The following is a 16,184-nucleotide window of genomic DNA, read 5'->3' as shown; positions in this document are numbered from 1 at the left end:
GAAGAAGAGACGTCAAAAGGAGAGGCTGAAATGGGGGAAAATCAAACGATTCGTCTGGCAATCGAAGAATCGATAAGGTTTCTGGAGTCCGGTCCGGATTTGGACGCCAGCGGCGAGTACAGCCGTCGAAAATGGGACGGAGCATGGTGGCATATGGCGGCTCTTTATGAAATGGGAGAAGTGAAGCGAATTCCCGAGTCCGCAATTGTCCGAGCTAAATATTGGTTACAAACACAAGTCTGGCAGATCCGGAAGCTTATATTCATTCGAAAAAGAGCTCCATTATATCAACACTTCCTCCACTCGAAGCCATCTTATGGCATACAGACCGCGATTTCACTGAACAGGAAGCCGTCTTTCTAGATGAAGGTGCTCGCTATCTTATGGAGCATCGTCTTGTATGCACTAAGCAAAATGGGAACATCATCAATCAAGATTGGCTGCTACCTTGCTTCCCGAGATTTTTTGAATATGATATTTTGCGCGGGATGTCCTACTTGGCAGAATGGTCCAGGCGCAGGAACAAAGCGCTGCCGGCTGAACTGCTTATTGAAGGAATGCAACGGTTGGAACCCGTCCTGGAAGCCGATGGCGTGCGAATAGGCAGACAAGTTTTCGATCCGCAGGGCCCTTGGGGCGGGCACACCTTTCCCTTGTTAGAAGCGGTTGCCGGAATCGGCGACGTCTCGCCATATCTAACCAGACAATTAGAACGAGTTACCGAACGAATAAATCTGGGGAACAGCTGCTCAACGAAGATATAGTAACCGCATGGCTTCGATCTTTTGACGAATGTATGCGGCGGCGGCTGCAGGTCCTATTATTTTGACATCATCCCCCCACTGCCAGATCAAGTCCACATAGAATTTCAGATCCTCTGCCGCAATTGGAACGGTTACTGTTCCGCCGCCGTCCTCATAATGCTTTATGTAGGGCCCAAAACGGGGGTTAGACTCCAGCATCCATACCCCTTTATTCGTCAGCTCGAGTTCGAGGGCAGTCCGTTCCTGATCATCCTTTTGGGGCTTATCCAATAATGTCTTCTGGCTTACATCCTCACGGGCAGGAATGGTGCCGTTGAGTGAAGCAGAGAGTATCCGGTCGGCTCTGAACTGCCTGATGTCCTCCCTTTCGAAACAATAGGCGGGGCAATACCAATAGCCAGAACTAGCGTAAAGACCGATTGGTTGAATATTCCTCTCGGAAACTCCGCTGCTGGATTTATATGCAATGGTGACGACACTGTTGGTCATGACGGCTTGCAGGAGCGTTTGAAGAATTTCTGCCGACATCGAACGATACGGGCTCCAGAACATGATCCTGTCCTTTAATCGGTCAATCTGCTCCCGTACATCGGCAGGTAAGTAATGATAAAACTTATGAACTGCCGAGTCAGCCCCATCCCCAAAAGGCAGGGAGCTGAAGTAATCCATCGTCTGGCATGCAAAAAACATCGCGACCGCTTCGCTTTCGGTAAAGCTAATCGGCGGCAGGATTCTCTTTTGGAGCAGCTTATATCCCCCTCCTCTTCCCTGAATGGAATAAACCGGAACGCCGAGTTCGCTTAGCTCCAGCAGATCTCTCGTAATCGTTCGCGTGGATATCCCGAATTCGTCAGCGAGCTCCTTTACGGTAAAGGATTGTTTTGCATTGATCCTCATAATCAACTGAATCAGGCGCTGTGACTTTTGCATTGCCCATCCTCCTCCCCCAATATACGTTTTAGATTATCGCATAAATAAGACATAAACTGTCTTATTTTGGTGCTACCATTATCTTATAGATCATCTGGATAGACAAACCATTGAGGGGGCATGGTCAGTATGCTAAAGCACGCGCAGGGAGAAATCGGTTTTGTATTCATCCATGGAGCAGGCCTGAACGGTCAGGTTTGGCGTAAAGTTATAGAGGGGTTCGAGCACCCTTGTTTACTGGTTGAGTTCCCTTTGAGGAGAGACTCTTCCCATTCAAGGAGCCGTCTTTCATTGGAGGACTATGTCGCGCATATGAAAAGACAAGTGGATGAGTGGGAAACCCGCAAAATTATCATTGTCGCGCATTCAATCGGAGGCGTTCTTGCACTTAGACTCGCCTCCGAACTGGCGGATCGATTGGCGGGCATTGTAGCGGTAGGGGCGGCAATTCCGAAGAGAAGGGGTTCCTTTCTATCCATCTTGCCCATTCCCCAGCGGTTGCTACTGTCTGTACTCTTGCGAACGATAGGGACCAAACCGCCGGAGTCCGCCTTACGGACGGGACTATGCAGCGATCTCTCGCCTGATCAAGCTGCGGAGATCGTGAACGGATTCATTCCTGAGGCAGTCCGCTTGTATACCGATCGAATCGACACATCCGTTCCAGATGTGCCTAAGCTATACGTGAAGCTAACCGACGATAAAGAGCTCCGTCCTTCTTTGCAAAATAAAATGATCGCCAACCTTTCCCCTCAATACGTAAGGAGTTTAGCGACCGGACATTTGCCGATGATCAGCAATCCGGCAGGTTTGAGGTCGATACTGGAGATTTTTTTATCTGAAGCACAGCAATGACTCGAATGATCGGGTCTATAAGCATGAAAAAGCGGCTCCACCCGTCATGTTCGACGAGCGAAACCGCTGCTTGTTCTTGTCCTTATCCTGCTGGTTAATTCGTCAGCTCCACGCAATCATACACCCAGCCGGCGCTAAGCCAAGGTCCGAGATCGCTTGAGCCGCTGATCGGCGTGATCGTTAACGTATTGGCACCGGACACCAGGTAGGAGGAAGGAATCGTCCAGGAGAATGTCTTGTTGTTGCCCCGGTAGGTGCCGATCGTGAAGCTGCGCGAGTTCGGCTGAGACGAAGCAGCCGGATTGCTTAACGTATGGCCGTTGATCGTTACGCTTGGACGTCCGTTGTTATAAGCTGCCGTGATGCCGATGTTGAGCACATGCGAAGCAGCCGCTTGCGTGGCATTTAAGTTAAACGTGACCGTCGTTGGGGAGTTTTGCCCGCGGAACTGGATCGCCGGGAATTTGTTCGTCGCGCTGCCTACGGCATAAGTGACCGGCCCCCAGCTCTGGTTGCGGCTGTCGGAAGGATGGCGGATCGGAATCGTCTGTCCGTTCAGCAGCTCTTTCGGCGTACCGTCCCAATTCCCGATGCGCCATATCGTGGAAGTAGCGCTCGGATCGCCAGTAATCGTCCGGGTATTCAGCGTTGTCGTTGCCCCTGCGTTCACGGTTACGCTTTCCGTATAGACGCTTAATTCCCCTTTATACACCGTCATCGTGTATGTTCCTGGAATTATGCCTTGCTTGACCGCCGAGCCGCTGGAAGTCGCCGTCGTCCAATATTGCGCCGTACTGTTGGCAAAACCGATCGTGTACGCGGATCCGGAATCCATCCCGCTCAGACCATTCAACACCACATTCCCCCGGCTGCTTACCCAGCCCGTCAGATTAAGGCCCGACATCCAGCTGAAGTCAGGCACGCTTGGCGTGCTTCCGGTCGTGAAGACGAGCGCGTAAGGACCATGCAGCCCCATCCGCCAGCCTTCCGTCTGGGCGTGGCCGGAATTCATGTAGTTGTAGATCTCCGTGTCGCCGCCGCTCTGGAACTGAATGTCGCGGAAGAACGGGCCTCCCGAGCTTTTCTCCCGGTTGCCGTAAGCCATGAACACGCCGACGCCGCTGCCGGTTGCCCCGCGAATCGTCAAATCTTTGGCCTGATCATTGCCATAATACTTGGACGTCGTATAGCCATTCGCGTAGCCGAATACATCCGAGCTCTCGATCGCTCCCGTATTCCCGCCATTATCGGAGTTAGCCGGAACGCCGGTCAGGACGCTGCCATTGCCGCGGAATATGTAACGTAATTCCCCTACGGAAGGCTCGGCTGTCACATAGGTAGCCATGTAGATCGTATTGTCGCCGCCGCGGGACGAGTAGTAATGGGTCAGCGTATCCGTAGAGACGGTAATGAGGACCGTTGATCCGGATGGCGAGGTGTTCCACGTCACATTGGCAGCCGATCCGAGGCCAGACGCGATATGGGACGCCTTGGTCGAGCCGCTGAGCTCAATGCCGTTCAGCTTGGACGAGACCAAGTCGCCGTTATCCTTATTGATGGTATAGATCAGCCCCGCTCCTGTATTCACCACGATCGTCGAGCCATTATCCGTCACATAGACGGTCGCTGCATAACTCTTCGAAGCTGGGAAGACATGGATAGATACCGCCATGACAGCGATTACAATGAATAGAATGGCCTTTCTTGCCAAATGCGTGAACATCATTTCATCCCTCCATTGTGCTGATGTGCATACCTGCTTCTTACGGCTAGTTGATCATTGTCATACTTTGATCGCTCAGCTGTTGTGAAGCGCTTCCATATGAACTGCCGGCTTGTAATCTGTGTTGTAATCCTCCCCCCTTCCTCTGCAAACAGCGATCTGTTAAACATAAGTATTGCGCCATAAGCACATTTATTACGAATTTAATTAATTAACGATTGGATACAAAAAATGCAGCTGACCACGGTGATCAGCTGCCTTGCTAATGGCTATGCTCTTGTCCATATGAGCGCGCCTGCATACAAATCCATTCGCGCCGCTGCACTACCCTAATCGATGCAGCCGCCCGTGCACGACGAACCGCCCCTCGCTCGGATCGAGCGAATAGTCGCATGTCGAGAGCGTGATGATCCGGTCATCCGCTGTCACTTGAACATCCGATTCATAGATGGAACGCTGCTGGATCTCCTGCACAAAATCTCCGAACGCCGATTCGTCGCGGAACTCCGTCTCGATATAGTTCACGCCCGTCGTGGTCGTATACACCGCGAATACTTCGACCTCATAAGCGTCGGTTGGCGTATCCAGACGTAACGTCCGGTGCGCCTTGTAATAATCGAGGTCCACGTAATGCTTCAGCACCCCGAACATGGAACCGTCCTTCATCCGGTGACCGTACAGAACCGTGTTGCGGCCCGTCAGTCCCGGATCGTTCCGGTAATCCATGAAGATGCTGCCTGCCGAAGAGGGCTCCCCTTTATAATTCAGCGTCAAATAACGCTCGTTATCCGCAGCTTGAACAATCGGATAGTCGATCGTGCTGCCTTCCAGCTGAATCCACCCGACGATATCCGGGTTCAGTTCGAGCAAAGGCGCAAAACGGCCGCGCTGCTCCTCGCATCGATCATCGCAAAGGTCTTCTTCAGGAACCGCTGCCGGTTGTTCCTCTTCCCCTGCACCTGTCTGCGTAACAGGAAGAGAGAGCGGTATATTCCACGCTACGGCTTGCAGCGGTCGCTCATGGAATAGATTCTGTAGCTCATTCACCGATTGGCTATTATCGTAATACTCCCAGCCGATGCCGATCATGCGAAGGGCAGCGTATAGAAAGACGAGCAAGGAGAGCCATTTCCCGATTGTCCCGAGTCGCATAACTCGCATCACACACCTCCTTATTAGCTGAGCTGTATCAGAAGCTTCATACGGAAGCTTCGCATATCTCTTCGCTGTAGCTCCCTATGCAAAAGCAAACGAGGATGCAGCAGCTGCACCCTCATTCGCTTCTCTGGCTACATGTTACGCTTGATCGCCGTACAGGGCAAGAATGACGGCAACGACTTCCGCACGCGTAGCGCTTGCGTTAGGGTTGAATACATTGCCCGCCTGACCTTTCATGATGCCGAGCTGCTGGACGGCAGCAACTTCCGCTTGCGCCCAAGCCGGAATGTTAGCCGCGTCTTTGAAGTCCGGTTTCGCATTCGCGCCCAGTTCCAGCTTCAGCGCGCGCGCCATCAGAACGGCAAGTTCAAGACGGCTGATCGTGCTGTCGGCACGGAACGAGCCATCCGCGAAGCCTTTGACGATTCCCGTCTCGTACACGGCTGCGAGCTGCGGTTTCACCCATGCCGGAATAGCTGCTTTGTCGGTGAAGGTTAATTCATTGGCGCTGTCCGTCAGCTTAAGCCCACGGCTCAGCATCGCGATGAATTCAGCGCGCGTCACGAGATTGTTCGGACGGAATGTGCCGTCGGAATAGCCAGTCACGGCGCCGAGTTTCGCTGCTTTTTCAATCAGCGCTTTCGCCCAGTGGTTCCCGATATCGGAGAAGTTCACCGTAGGCGTCTCGGTCGATGTTTCTTCTTGCTCTGGCTCTTCCTCTTCCGTTACCGCTTCTTTCACGAGCTTCACCGTAGTCGGGTCAAGCACGACGTCAGCCAAGTAGCCGCCGACGAATTTGAACGGAACCGCCATCGTCAGACGAATCGTAGCGACTGCCTTCAGATCCGTCACTTCGAATCGGATCGTTCGCTCGTTCTTGCTCGCATCTGTCGAGACGACCTCAGCCTGAGACTGCGTACCGCCGCTGACGACCTCGACATTCGTAACCTCTTGATTGCTTACCGTTAATTGCAGGTAGCTCTTGTTATCTTCAACGATCAGCGCAGCCGGATGCTTCACATAATCGCTGACAAGCGATTTATCTTTCTTCCCTTGCTCTTGCAGGGCATACTCGATGGAATGTTCGCCCACCTTGTACGTTTGGGACAACGGCTTCACAGCTGATCCGCTGGACCCGCCGCTCGTGGAGACGCGCTTAAGGGAACTGCGGGTGAAGACCAAATCTACATTGTATTCATGATCGTAATTCATCTCCGGCCAGTCAATGTCGACCCAGCCATGGATACGGTCATCGAGATTAGACACGCTAAAGCTGTACGTTCTCGTGTTGTTCTCCGTATCCCGGTTCGTCACGGCCGGAGTGATGAGACTGCCGCCTCTAGTGATCTTGAAGTCAACGACTTCCTTGCTCTGCATCAGGATAAATTCGAATTCCATGTCCCCGTCAGTAACCGTCAGAAGGCCAGGATGAACGACATAGTCATTCATGACGGATGTGGAAGTCGTTTCATCCGCGACGAATCGGTAGTTGATGGTGTACACGCCGTCTTTAATGCCATGGATATTGACTGGTTCTGGGTCGGTTGTACCTGTTCCTGGGTTACTTGTGCCCGGATCCGTACCTTCATCGACTTTCTCAGGCGTTACATCCGCGAAAGCAAGATCGAACGTTTGCTGCTGCTCGGCTTCGAGTACCGTGAACACGTACGTCTTCGTCCGATCGACTTCGAACGTAACCGTGACTGGCGTTGCCGCCGCTGCCACAAAGCTCCGCTGGAAGCTTGCGGACACAAGACTCCGTAGATTGGCCGTTGTGAGGCCGGACACCTGGTATTCAGCATCTTCGAGCGTATCGTCTTGCTGTCTGACTTGCAGCTTCTGGAGCGTAACGCCGTCCTTCAGCTCGAACGTTGCCGTTTGTTTGCCGTCGCTAACATCCAGCTTGCCTTCCGAAGACAAATAATTTGCCGTTGATGTCGGCAGGGAAAGCTTATACTCGGCTTCCTCCAATACGACGGATGCTTTGAACACTTTGAGCGCCTGCCCCAGAGTGGCCGCCGCATCATCGATCGTTTGCTGGGAAGCAACCTGGCTAGCTGCTACTAATTTCGCAGCAGTGATCGCTTCTTGCAGCGTCGTCTTGGCAGCTGCAGGGTACTTGCCGGCCGTCGTGCCTTCCGCTGCGTTCGCGTATGCTGCTTCCGCTTCGGCAACTTTCGCGCTCAGCGCCGTTGCATTCGTGGTGTACAGTTTCAAGCGAATCTTATGATCCATCTCGTACGCTTGCCCGTTAGCTACCGTCGAGACATGAACCTGCGCATTCAGCAGCGTGTTCCGATCTGCGACTTCGAACTGAACGACGCGCGTATTCGCAGCCGTATCAGTGCTGATTACCGTCGTTTCCGTCAGTACGCCGTCCTGTTCAACTTTGAAGCTAGGGACCGTCGTGCTGTCTTTCAGCGTCAGCGTTACCGTCGTCTTGCCGTCTGCTTCGCTGTATTTACCAGGCTTGATGAAGTAGTTATCCATCGACGAAGCTTTGTCCTGCGTTGCGTGCAGCACGCTGAAGTTCAGGTCATGCTGCTCTTCTTCGATGACTGGCGCATCGAAGGCCAGGTCGACATTATACTCATGATCGTACGCTGGCAGTGGAGCCGCGAACACCCAATAAATTTTAACCCAAGCATTCAGCGTTGCCGTCAGATCGCTTACCGGGAAGCGGACCACGCGCGTATTGTCAGCGGTGTTCTCACTTACCTTCTGCGTCTCGACTAGCGCGCCGTTAACTTCAGTCTTGAACGATGTGATTTCTGCGTTCTTGTTCAGCTTGAACGAGACGAAATAGTTTCCGTTCTCTACCGTGAGCTTGCCGCTATTCATGTCCACATACTCGGTCATGACGGAATCTTCTTTCGTTCCATCCTTGTAAATATGGTAGCCGATCGGATATTCGCCGTCTGGCAGCACTCCGACGCCAGTTCCCGGAACGGTACCTGGATCGGTTACCGGCTTAGCCAGTGGCGTGAATGCGTCCACCGCTTGCTGCAACGCAGCTTGCGCGGTCAGAATCGCAGGACGCTTGGAAGCCAGGTTGGCCGTAATTGGCTCAGCATCCGCAATCGCTTCCTGCAGCGCCGTCTTGGCCGCATCGTAGTCTTCCTGGCTCGCCGCTTCAGTCTTAGCTTGCAAAGCAAGTTTACCGGCATCCGTTGCAGCTTGCTTGAGCGCTTCAAGAACCTCGGCGTTGTAGCTGATGTAGACCGTTCTTTCGACTCCGCCAACCGTATAGTTGATGGCGCCCATTCCTTCCCAGCCTTCATTGGCTGCCGTACCGTTTAAGTACACTTGATAGACATTCTGCGTATCAGTCGACAGCGTCTGGGATCTTGGACTTCCGTAGGAGAAGAAGATCTCGCCTTTGTCACCGACGGTATAGCCATTCGCCGCCGGGAAGGTATGCCAGAGTTCCCCATCGAAGATAGGCGGGAGGACTTTGGTTTCAGGTCTAACCAAAAGCGTCAAATAACCAAGCATATTCTCTTGTTTTTCTGCATGTTCGCTCTGAACCAATGGCGTCACCGTGCTGCCAATCTCGGATGCATACTGCGACAAGGAAGTTGCTTCCACGCCATTATCCAGCGCATAGATTTTGTAGGGAGCCAAGCTGACGTATTGACGGCCTGCGATCGCACTTAAGCGGTTGGTAAGCACGTTTATCGAATTCGTAATATTGGCCGGCGTAGATTTAGGATTATTTACTCTGTCCTTTGCAGTTGTTAAGGCAGTTGCCATCGAATTGATAGCTGATGCATCATATTCCCCAGCCATATACACGACTCTAGCGCTGCCTGGGCTGCCTTCCGTCTCCCCGCTACGTTTGGCGGTAGCCAGGAATTGCTCGGTTTGCGTGATAATCGGCAGCAGCGCTGAATGATCAGCCAACTTGCGAGCGGCGTCGAATACGACTTTGGCCGCAACCAACTCCGTGTAGATTTCGGTATAAGCCTCATTATCCGAGGCAGCAGCCAATTTCGTCTCAGCGGTTGTAATCGCAGTCAACAGCGCAGCCTTGCTTCCCGCCGCATAGTCGCCGTAATTCTCGCCTTCGACTGCAGCATCGTGGGCCGTGCGCGCTTCCGTTATGTACGCAGTCAACTTCTCGAGCGCACCGTCTTCGCCTTCATTACCGCCTGGCGTCTTGAACCGGACCTGCGAGACATCGATCCACAGCCGTGCATTGTACCAGTGGTTATAACCCAATGCCGTGATGTTCACGTGCATGAGAATATCCAGTTTCTGCGTAATGTCGGAGACATTGTATTGAATAAGGGAATCCGCGGCCTCGCCGGATCCGACAACCGGAGTTACTTCTTGATAGCCTTCGATTCCGGTAACAACCTCATTAGAGATCGTAGCCTTCGGACTTCCATCCTTCCTATACCCTAAGTAAGGAAAGTAACCGGCGTTCGTCTCCGTCACGGTATGTTCGAAGACAGCTACGCCATTCTCAATCGTCAACGTACCTTTCTGACCCGCCGATTTCATGTATGTATTGGCGACAGATACAGAATCCTCGTCACTGTGGTAATACAAGTAATCGACGGTATACACGCCATCCTCAGGAACAGCGGATTCAGCAGCCGCTGCATTGTCAGGATAAAGCGGTAAAACCGAGAGCAGCAATGCGAAGACCAGCCATATGCTCAATATTTTTCGAAACGGCTTTCTAGACCTAATCACTTTGTTCTCACTCCCCATAAGAAATATGTTCATCATGTATGATGGCTATATAAATTGAACTGGAGATTCGAACTAGGACAACGCAACTCTAGCGTGATACTTTTCCATCCGCTCCGCTGTCTTGCTCGCTTCAATAGTTCAGCTTATATAGTACGTAAGAACGAAGCGTGTCGTGATGACACGCTTCGTCTATCTGCTTCATGCGAATCGCTTAGTTCCAGTCGATAACCAGTTCGTACGTCGAGCTGTGAATGCCGAGTACGGATGTTGACAGTTCGATCGGAACATTCAGCGTATTGTCGGACAAGCCGCTGAATGTGAAGGTTGTATAACCGCCGGAGTCTACTCTTGTCGCCGAAACTTCATAGTCGCCGTCACCGCCTGCGCTAGCGCCGTCAACGTCTACGTTCAAGGAAGGGTAGCTCGCTGGCAGCGTGATGCCCATGTATGTGCCGGAGTTTTTCAGTTTGATTTGAACCGTGTAGTTACCTCCGGAGCCTGTAACGACAGCCGGGCCTTCAACCGAAGAAGAAGCGTGCGACACTGCATTATTGGCTGGATTCCACAGCTGGTAGTTCTGATCCGCGGCGGACGCCGGAAGCGCAAGAGCAAGGGCAGCAACAGACAACACTAGCGAGGAAAACAATGTTTTTTTCGATTTTTTCATGGGAAGAACACTCCTTTTATTTTCGAAATAGTTATGATTTCACTTCACAAGCTTGCTTGGCATTGATGTTCAAATACAACAATGGTTGAACGACCGTACTTGCTTCATCGTTTCCTCGATCCATCTCCCTCCCAAGCCGTACTTGTGAGTGCCACGGAAATCCCCCTATACGTTAAGATAATGATAATCATTATCAATGAGGCTGCAAAAAAAATTTCTGCGGCGGAGACATTGCCGGCTGATCAGGCCTACGCATAACGATTGTCTCTTCACTGTAATGTGTCCTGAATGCGTGCACCACTCAGTGACACCCCTATCTTATCTATCAAACTCCGCGTAAGTCAACCCATATTTTATATAAAGTTTAATATTTTTCCAGAAGAAAATAGGTTTTAAAACTGGATATTTTGAAGCACAGCACAGAATAGACCTAGAGAAATATCTCTTTGCCGAAAATGAAAATCCTTTATATTACATTTAATATCAAAGTCGCATACATCCGTTAAATACCGATCGCCACGACGTTCAATCCTGCGTTCTCTTCCTCGCGCACGATCGCCTTAACCCCATAGACGGTCTGAATAAGCTCGGCCGTCATGATGTCGCGCGGCGTCCCTTGATGGCAGATTCGCCCGTCTTTCATCACGACGAGCTGGTCGCTATAGCGGATCGCCTGGTTCATGTCGTGCAACACCATGACGATCGTAAGACCATGCGACGCATTGAGCTCGCGAACGAGTTCCAACACCTCGATCTGATAATAAATATCGAGGAACGTCGTCGGCTCATCGAGGAATAGCATCGGCGTCCGCTGCGCGAGCGCCATTGCGATCCAAGCCCGCTGCTTCTCGCCCCCGGACAACTGTTCCAAGGGCAGACTGCGCTTAGGTAGCAGATTGGTGCTTGCTATGGCCCATTCGATCGCTTCCTCGTCGGCATCCGTCTGAGGCGACAGCAATCCTTTGTGCGCCATGCGCCCCAATCGGACCAGCTGCTCGACCGTCATATCCGGCGGCGCCTCATTCTGCTGATGGACGACGGCAAGCTTCTTCGCCAGCTCCTTCGCTTTGTACTTGGCGATATCTTTGCCATCGAGAATAACTTCCCCGCCTGTCGGCTTGTAATTCTGGGACATCACGCCGAGCAGCGTCGACTTGCCGCAGCCGTTCGGTCCGATAATGGTCGTGATCTTCCCTTCCGGAATCCGGCAGTCGATCTCATGCAGCTGCAGTTGTCCGCTCTTCGGGACATACGCGAAGTTCAGCTGTCTAATGTCCATGAATCCGATCACTCCTACGCAGCATGAATATTAAGAACGGACCGCCAATAACCGCCATGATAATAGAAGCCGGAATCTCGGCAGGCGCAAGCACCGTTCGTCCGATCGTATCCGCCGTCAAGATCAGCAAGGCTCCGCCAAGCGCCGAGAACGGAATTAGGATCCGGTGATCGGAGCCGACGAGCAGCCTCGCAATATGCGGAACGAGCAAACCGACGAACACGATCAGTCCGCCAACCGCGGTCGCGACGGCCGCAAGCAGGACGGCGATTCCCGAAATGATAAAGCGCGCGCGGTGAACATGGAGCCCTGCATTCTTGGCCGATTTGTCCTGCAGCGCAAGCAGATTGCACCATGGACTGACGAGCAAGGCGAGTAAGAGCCCAATGCTGCCGTAGATGAGCATAATGCGCACGTCGCCCCAATTCTTCATCGTGAAGATCGAAGTGACGGCCTGGTTAATACTCGTGACCGCATAACTGCCCCGGTAATTGAACGATTGACCTAGCCCGCTGAACGTCGCATTGACCGCGATGCCTACGAGCAGAATCCGAATCGGGTGCAGACCGGACTTCCATGCGAACGAGAAGACGAGCAGACAAGCAAGTCCCCCGCCAATGCAGGAAATTAACGGCATCCAGAAAAACCAGTTCGGGAAGAGCGAAACGATTAGGATCGATACGAACCCGGCCCCCGACGATATACCGATTACCCCCGCGTCCGCAAGCGAGCTTCGCATGACGGCCTGCAGCAGTACGCCGGAGACTGCCAGCGCGGCTCCTACCAACATGGAGACGATAATACGCGGGAACCTCAGATCGCGAATGACCTCGACCTGTTTGTTCTCTCCATCAATGAGCCCCTTCAAGAGCTCAAGCCCACTCACTTTGATGCTGCCCGTGCAAGCCGAGTAGATCGCGACGCCCGCCAACAGCGCGAGAACGCCCCATAAACTCCAACCTTTTTTATTCTTCATGATTGTGTTCCTTCATTATATGGTAGCTTCGCATCTTCCTGTCCGCTTAATCCGCATACAGCATGTCGACCATAGCATCGAGCGCCTCGGCGACGGCCATATTCGCCGTTGTCGGGAAGAGCTCTTCCGGCAGGTCATAGACGCGTCCTTGTTGAACGGCGTTGAAATGCTTCCAGATGTCGTTCTCCTGGAACTCCTGATCGAACATCTTGACGACTTCCTCCGGCATCCCGTGTGCCGCACGCAGAATAACGTCAGGATTGGATTGCTGCAGGTACTCGGTATTGGATGCCAAATATTCGACATCTTCGCCTTGCACGATATTTTTGCCGCCGACCAGTCTCACGAGATCTCCAATATAGGAGTTCTCGGTCGCAACCAGGTAACTGCCCGGTACGCCGAGCAAGATCAGTACCGTCGGCTGCGGCTTGCCGGCAACCTTCTGCTTAATCTCTTCGACCTTCGCATTGTAGCCGTCCACGATCGTTTGCGCCTTCTCTTCCCGGTTATACCGCTTGCCGATATCGAGAATCGCCGCATTCATCTTGGCCAGACTCGTGAAGTCGAGGAAGGTGGATTTGATAGCGGCGTTCTTGAATACGGGGGCCAAATCATACTCGAGCGTCGTGACCGAGAACACCTCGGTCGGATCGAGCGATTTGACGACCTCCATATTCGGCGTCATCGGATTGCCGATCTTGGTGATGCCATCGTACCGCTTCGGCAGTTCCTTCACGCTTGTCGGAATCCCGACGAGGTCCAGATCCAACAGGTCAAAAAATTGCGTCGTCGCCACGGTCGTCGAGACGATGCGATAGTCTTCCTTAACCTCGTCTTTCACCTCATCGGCGGCCTGCGTGACGGACACCTCGGTCGTCTTGCTTGTATTCGCGCCTGAATTCTCGGCAGACGAATTCTCCGTAGACGTATTGCTGGAACAGCCGGCCACGAGAAGCGTGATCGCAAGGACCGCCGTACTTCTCCACAGCTTAAAACTCATCATAGGTCAGTTGCCCCTCCCCTTACGACTGCGCTTCGGCGAGCGCAAGAATCGCACTGACCGCTTCAGCCCTCGTCGCATTCACAAGCGGAGCGAACTTATTGCCTGCATGCACATTCATAATGCCGGCGGAGGCAGCTGCCGCCACTTCGGCTTGCGCCCATTTCGGAATCGTATCCGTGTCGGCATAAGCAGGCTTGGCTGCCGAATCGACTTCCAGCTTAAGCGCGCGTACGACCATAACCGCCAGCTCCGTGCGATTGATCGTGCTGTCCGCACGGAAGGAACCGTCAGCGAAACCATTAATGACGCCGGCTTCCACCACAGGTCCGAGATACGGCTTCACCCACGCCGGAATGCGCGCATTGTCGCTGAAGCTCGTCTCTTTGGCGCTCGATGTCCCGAGTTTCATTGCCCGGCTAAGGAGCACGGCGAATTCCGCGCGCGTAATCGAGCTCTCCGGCCGGAATGTACCGTCGACATACCCGCTGACCAGACCAAGCGAGACTGCTCGCGCTATCGCCGATTGAGCCCAGTGCTGCTCGATATCCTTGAACGAACCGGCATCCGTACTCTCCGTATCCGTTTCCGCATTCGCCTCTGTAGAAGAGAGCAATTTTAGCGATGAAGAATCGAAGGTCAGATGTATATCGTACTCGTGATCGTACAAGAACGTCGGGCTCACTTGCCAATAGATCTTCACCCAGCCCTTCACCTTGGCGGACAAATCGTCCACCGCGAATTGAATAGTACGGGTATTGGCCTTTTCATCCGTTGCGACAACTTCCGGCGATACGAGCTGACCGCCTTGTTCGAGTTTGAACTGGGTAATTTCTTTGCTTTGTTTCAGCGTAATCTGAACCAATTTTTGTCCATTCTGGACGATTAACCGTCCGGTAGGGATCACATAATCCTGCATGACAGATACCTGAGCGGTATTATACTTCAGGAAGGTGTATCCCAAGCTGTATGTCCCATCAGCCAATTCTTGAGCGTTAGCGGTTGGTACAGCAGCATTATTCGCCAGCTTAGCCGAGTTCGCAGCAGGCTCGGCAGCTGCAGCCACCGACTGAAGCGGCGAAGCGAGCAAGCTGACCATCAAGGATGCAGCTGCGATGGCCTTCCAATTAGCGCGATTCAACACCTTTTCCCCCTCTTGGTTATCATTGCCTTGCTATTAAACGTGTTCGTTCTTCTGACGACCCGAACGCTTGGCAATCGTAAAGCCTACAAAACATCCAGCGGATACCAGGAGTACGGTCACAAGTTGCCCGATCGGCGCTTCATCGCCCGTCTTCGGGTTAGGCTCAGCAGTTGCTGCCTCTCCGCCCTCGCTTGCTTGAGCAGCCGGTTTGGCTTCCGCTGTAGACTGTTGCTGCGTTGTGCCTGTTGTTTGTTTTGTGCCTGTTGCTTTTGTTTCCGTTGCTTTGGCGCCTGCCCCGGATGAGGAGGAACCGCTTGCCGCATTATCCTTCGTCGTTGCAGCCGGTTTGGACGAAGCTGCGGCGCCGGTCGACTTCGCGGTTGACTGATCGAAGACGAAGCGGATTGTGTAATCATGGTCATAATCGATATCCGGTACCGTGACATGAATTTTGGACAAAAGCGGTTTGCTTAGATCTTCGATCGTGAATTGCGCAATGCGCGTATCTTTCGCTTCATCGTTCTTAACGATCTTCGCAGCTGGGTAACTTCCACCAAGCGCGGTCGTGAATTCCGTAATCCATTTGCTATGGTTCAGCTGGATCTGCGCGGTAACGACGCCGCCTTTCACCGTTAGCTTCGCCGGTTTTTCAAAATAATCGTTGGCCATCGACACGTTATCGTTCTCAGCTTGTCTAATGACATAGTCGATCGTATAGGTACCATCCGCCAATTTTTCGGCGGCGCTAGCAGCCGATACCCCCACCATTTGTACAATCCATAGCAAAGCAATTGCGAGCGCCACTGTTCTAATTTTGTACCTTTTCATGTTACCTGCATGCCTCCATTCTCATTTGCTTTAAGATAATGATAATCATTATCAATTAAATTATGTACAAAAATAGCTGCGGAAAGCGTATCTCAATGTCCTATCAATGGACATTTATGTGCCGCCACACTTTTTACTAACCTTTTCACTCCCCCTGAT

At 52.6% G+C, this 16,184-nt stretch carries 13 protein-coding genes; 3 read left to right on the top strand and 10 right to left on the bottom strand.

What is annotated here, in order from left to right; genetic code table 11:
- Positions 1–30 precede the first annotated feature (30 nt).
- Positions 31–363 carry a hypothetical protein gene (locus FHS18_RS34585; RefSeq protein ID WP_246427834.1) on the top strand — a complete coding sequence of 111 codons (333 nt, stop codon included), beginning with the start codon at positions 31–33 and terminating at the stop codon, positions 361–363.
- 20 nt (positions 364–383) lie between these two features.
- Entirely contained in the window at positions 384–764 is a 381-nt protein-coding gene (locus tag FHS18_RS34580; RefSeq protein ID WP_246427833.1) for a hypothetical protein, read from the top strand.
- Here FHS18_RS34580 and FHS18_RS22320 read toward each other — a convergent pair.
- Entirely contained in the window at positions 750–1,694 is a 945-nt protein-coding gene (locus FHS18_RS22320; protein WP_183602584.1) for a helix-turn-helix transcriptional regulator, read from the bottom strand. The two genes, FHS18_RS34580 and FHS18_RS22320, sit on opposite strands and share 15 nt — an antisense overlap.
- A gap of 129 nt (positions 1,695–1,823) precedes the next feature.
- Between FHS18_RS22320 and FHS18_RS22315 the strand changes: the two genes are divergently transcribed.
- Positions 1,824–2,549, top strand: coding sequence for an alpha/beta fold hydrolase (locus FHS18_RS22315; RefSeq protein ID WP_183602583.1), 726 nt, complete (start codon positions 1,824–1,826; stop codon positions 2,547–2,549).
- A gap of 94 nt (positions 2,550–2,643) precedes the next feature.
- Here FHS18_RS22315 and FHS18_RS22310 read toward each other — a convergent pair whose 3' ends face one another.
- The 9 genes from FHS18_RS22310 to isdC form a co-directional block, all read right to left on the bottom strand.
- Positions 2,644–4,275 (bottom strand): rhamnogalacturonan lyase B N-terminal domain-containing protein, encoded by a 1,632-nt coding sequence (locus tag FHS18_RS22310; RefSeq protein WP_246427832.1) that lies wholly within the window; start codon positions 4,273–4,275, stop codon positions 2,644–2,646.
- A 321-nt stretch (positions 4,276–4,596) separates the two neighbouring features.
- Positions 4,597–5,433 (bottom strand): class B sortase, encoded by an 837-nt coding sequence (srtB, locus tag FHS18_RS22305; protein WP_183602582.1) that lies wholly within the window; start codon positions 5,431–5,433, stop codon positions 4,597–4,599.
- Positions 5,434–5,568: 135 nt separating this feature from the next.
- Positions 5,569–10,131 carry an NEAT domain-containing protein gene (locus FHS18_RS22300; protein ID WP_183602581.1) on the bottom strand — a complete coding sequence of 1,521 codons (4,563 nt, stop codon included), beginning with the start codon at positions 10,129–10,131 and terminating at the stop codon, positions 5,569–5,571.
- 211 nt (positions 10,132–10,342) lie between these two features.
- On the bottom strand, positions 10,343–10,798 hold the full coding sequence (locus FHS18_RS22295; protein WP_183602580.1) for a hypothetical protein: 456 nt from the start codon (positions 10,796–10,798) through the stop codon (positions 10,343–10,345).
- A 502-nt stretch (positions 10,799–11,300) separates the two neighbouring features.
- Complete coding sequence (locus FHS18_RS22290) at positions 11,301–12,077, bottom strand: ABC transporter ATP-binding protein (RefSeq protein ID WP_183602579.1); 777 nt, start codon at positions 12,075–12,077, stop codon at positions 11,301–11,303.
- Positions 12,067–13,053 (bottom strand): FecCD family ABC transporter permease, encoded by a 987-nt coding sequence (locus FHS18_RS22285; RefSeq protein WP_183602578.1) that lies wholly within the window; start codon positions 13,051–13,053, stop codon positions 12,067–12,069. Before FHS18_RS22285 ends, FHS18_RS22290 begins: the two co-directional genes overlap by 11 nt.
- A gap of 46 nt (positions 13,054–13,099) precedes the next feature.
- Positions 13,100–14,056 carry a heme ABC transporter substrate-binding protein IsdE gene (gene isdE / locus FHS18_RS22280; protein ID WP_246427830.1) on the bottom strand — a complete coding sequence of 319 codons (957 nt, stop codon included), beginning with the start codon at positions 14,054–14,056 and terminating at the stop codon, positions 13,100–13,102.
- 19 nt (positions 14,057–14,075) lie between these two features.
- Entirely contained in the window at positions 14,076–15,194 is a 1,119-nt protein-coding gene (locus tag FHS18_RS22275) for an S-layer homology domain-containing protein (protein WP_183602577.1), read from the bottom strand.
- A gap of 36 nt (positions 15,195–15,230) precedes the next feature.
- Complete coding sequence (gene isdC / locus FHS18_RS22270; RefSeq protein ID WP_183602576.1) at positions 15,231–16,025, bottom strand: heme uptake protein IsdC; 795 nt, start codon at positions 16,023–16,025, stop codon at positions 15,231–15,233.
- Between the last annotated feature and the right edge of the window lie 159 nt (positions 16,026–16,184).

Origin of the sequence: Paenibacillus phyllosphaerae, from assembly GCF_014192105.1 — a bacterium.
Classification (GTDB): domain Bacteria; phylum Bacillota; class Bacilli; order Paenibacillales; family Paenibacillaceae; genus Paenibacillus_Z; species Paenibacillus_Z phyllosphaerae.
The sequence above is the reverse complement of the archived record's forward strand: the minus strand, read 5'-3'. Positions and strand labels throughout refer to the sequence as shown.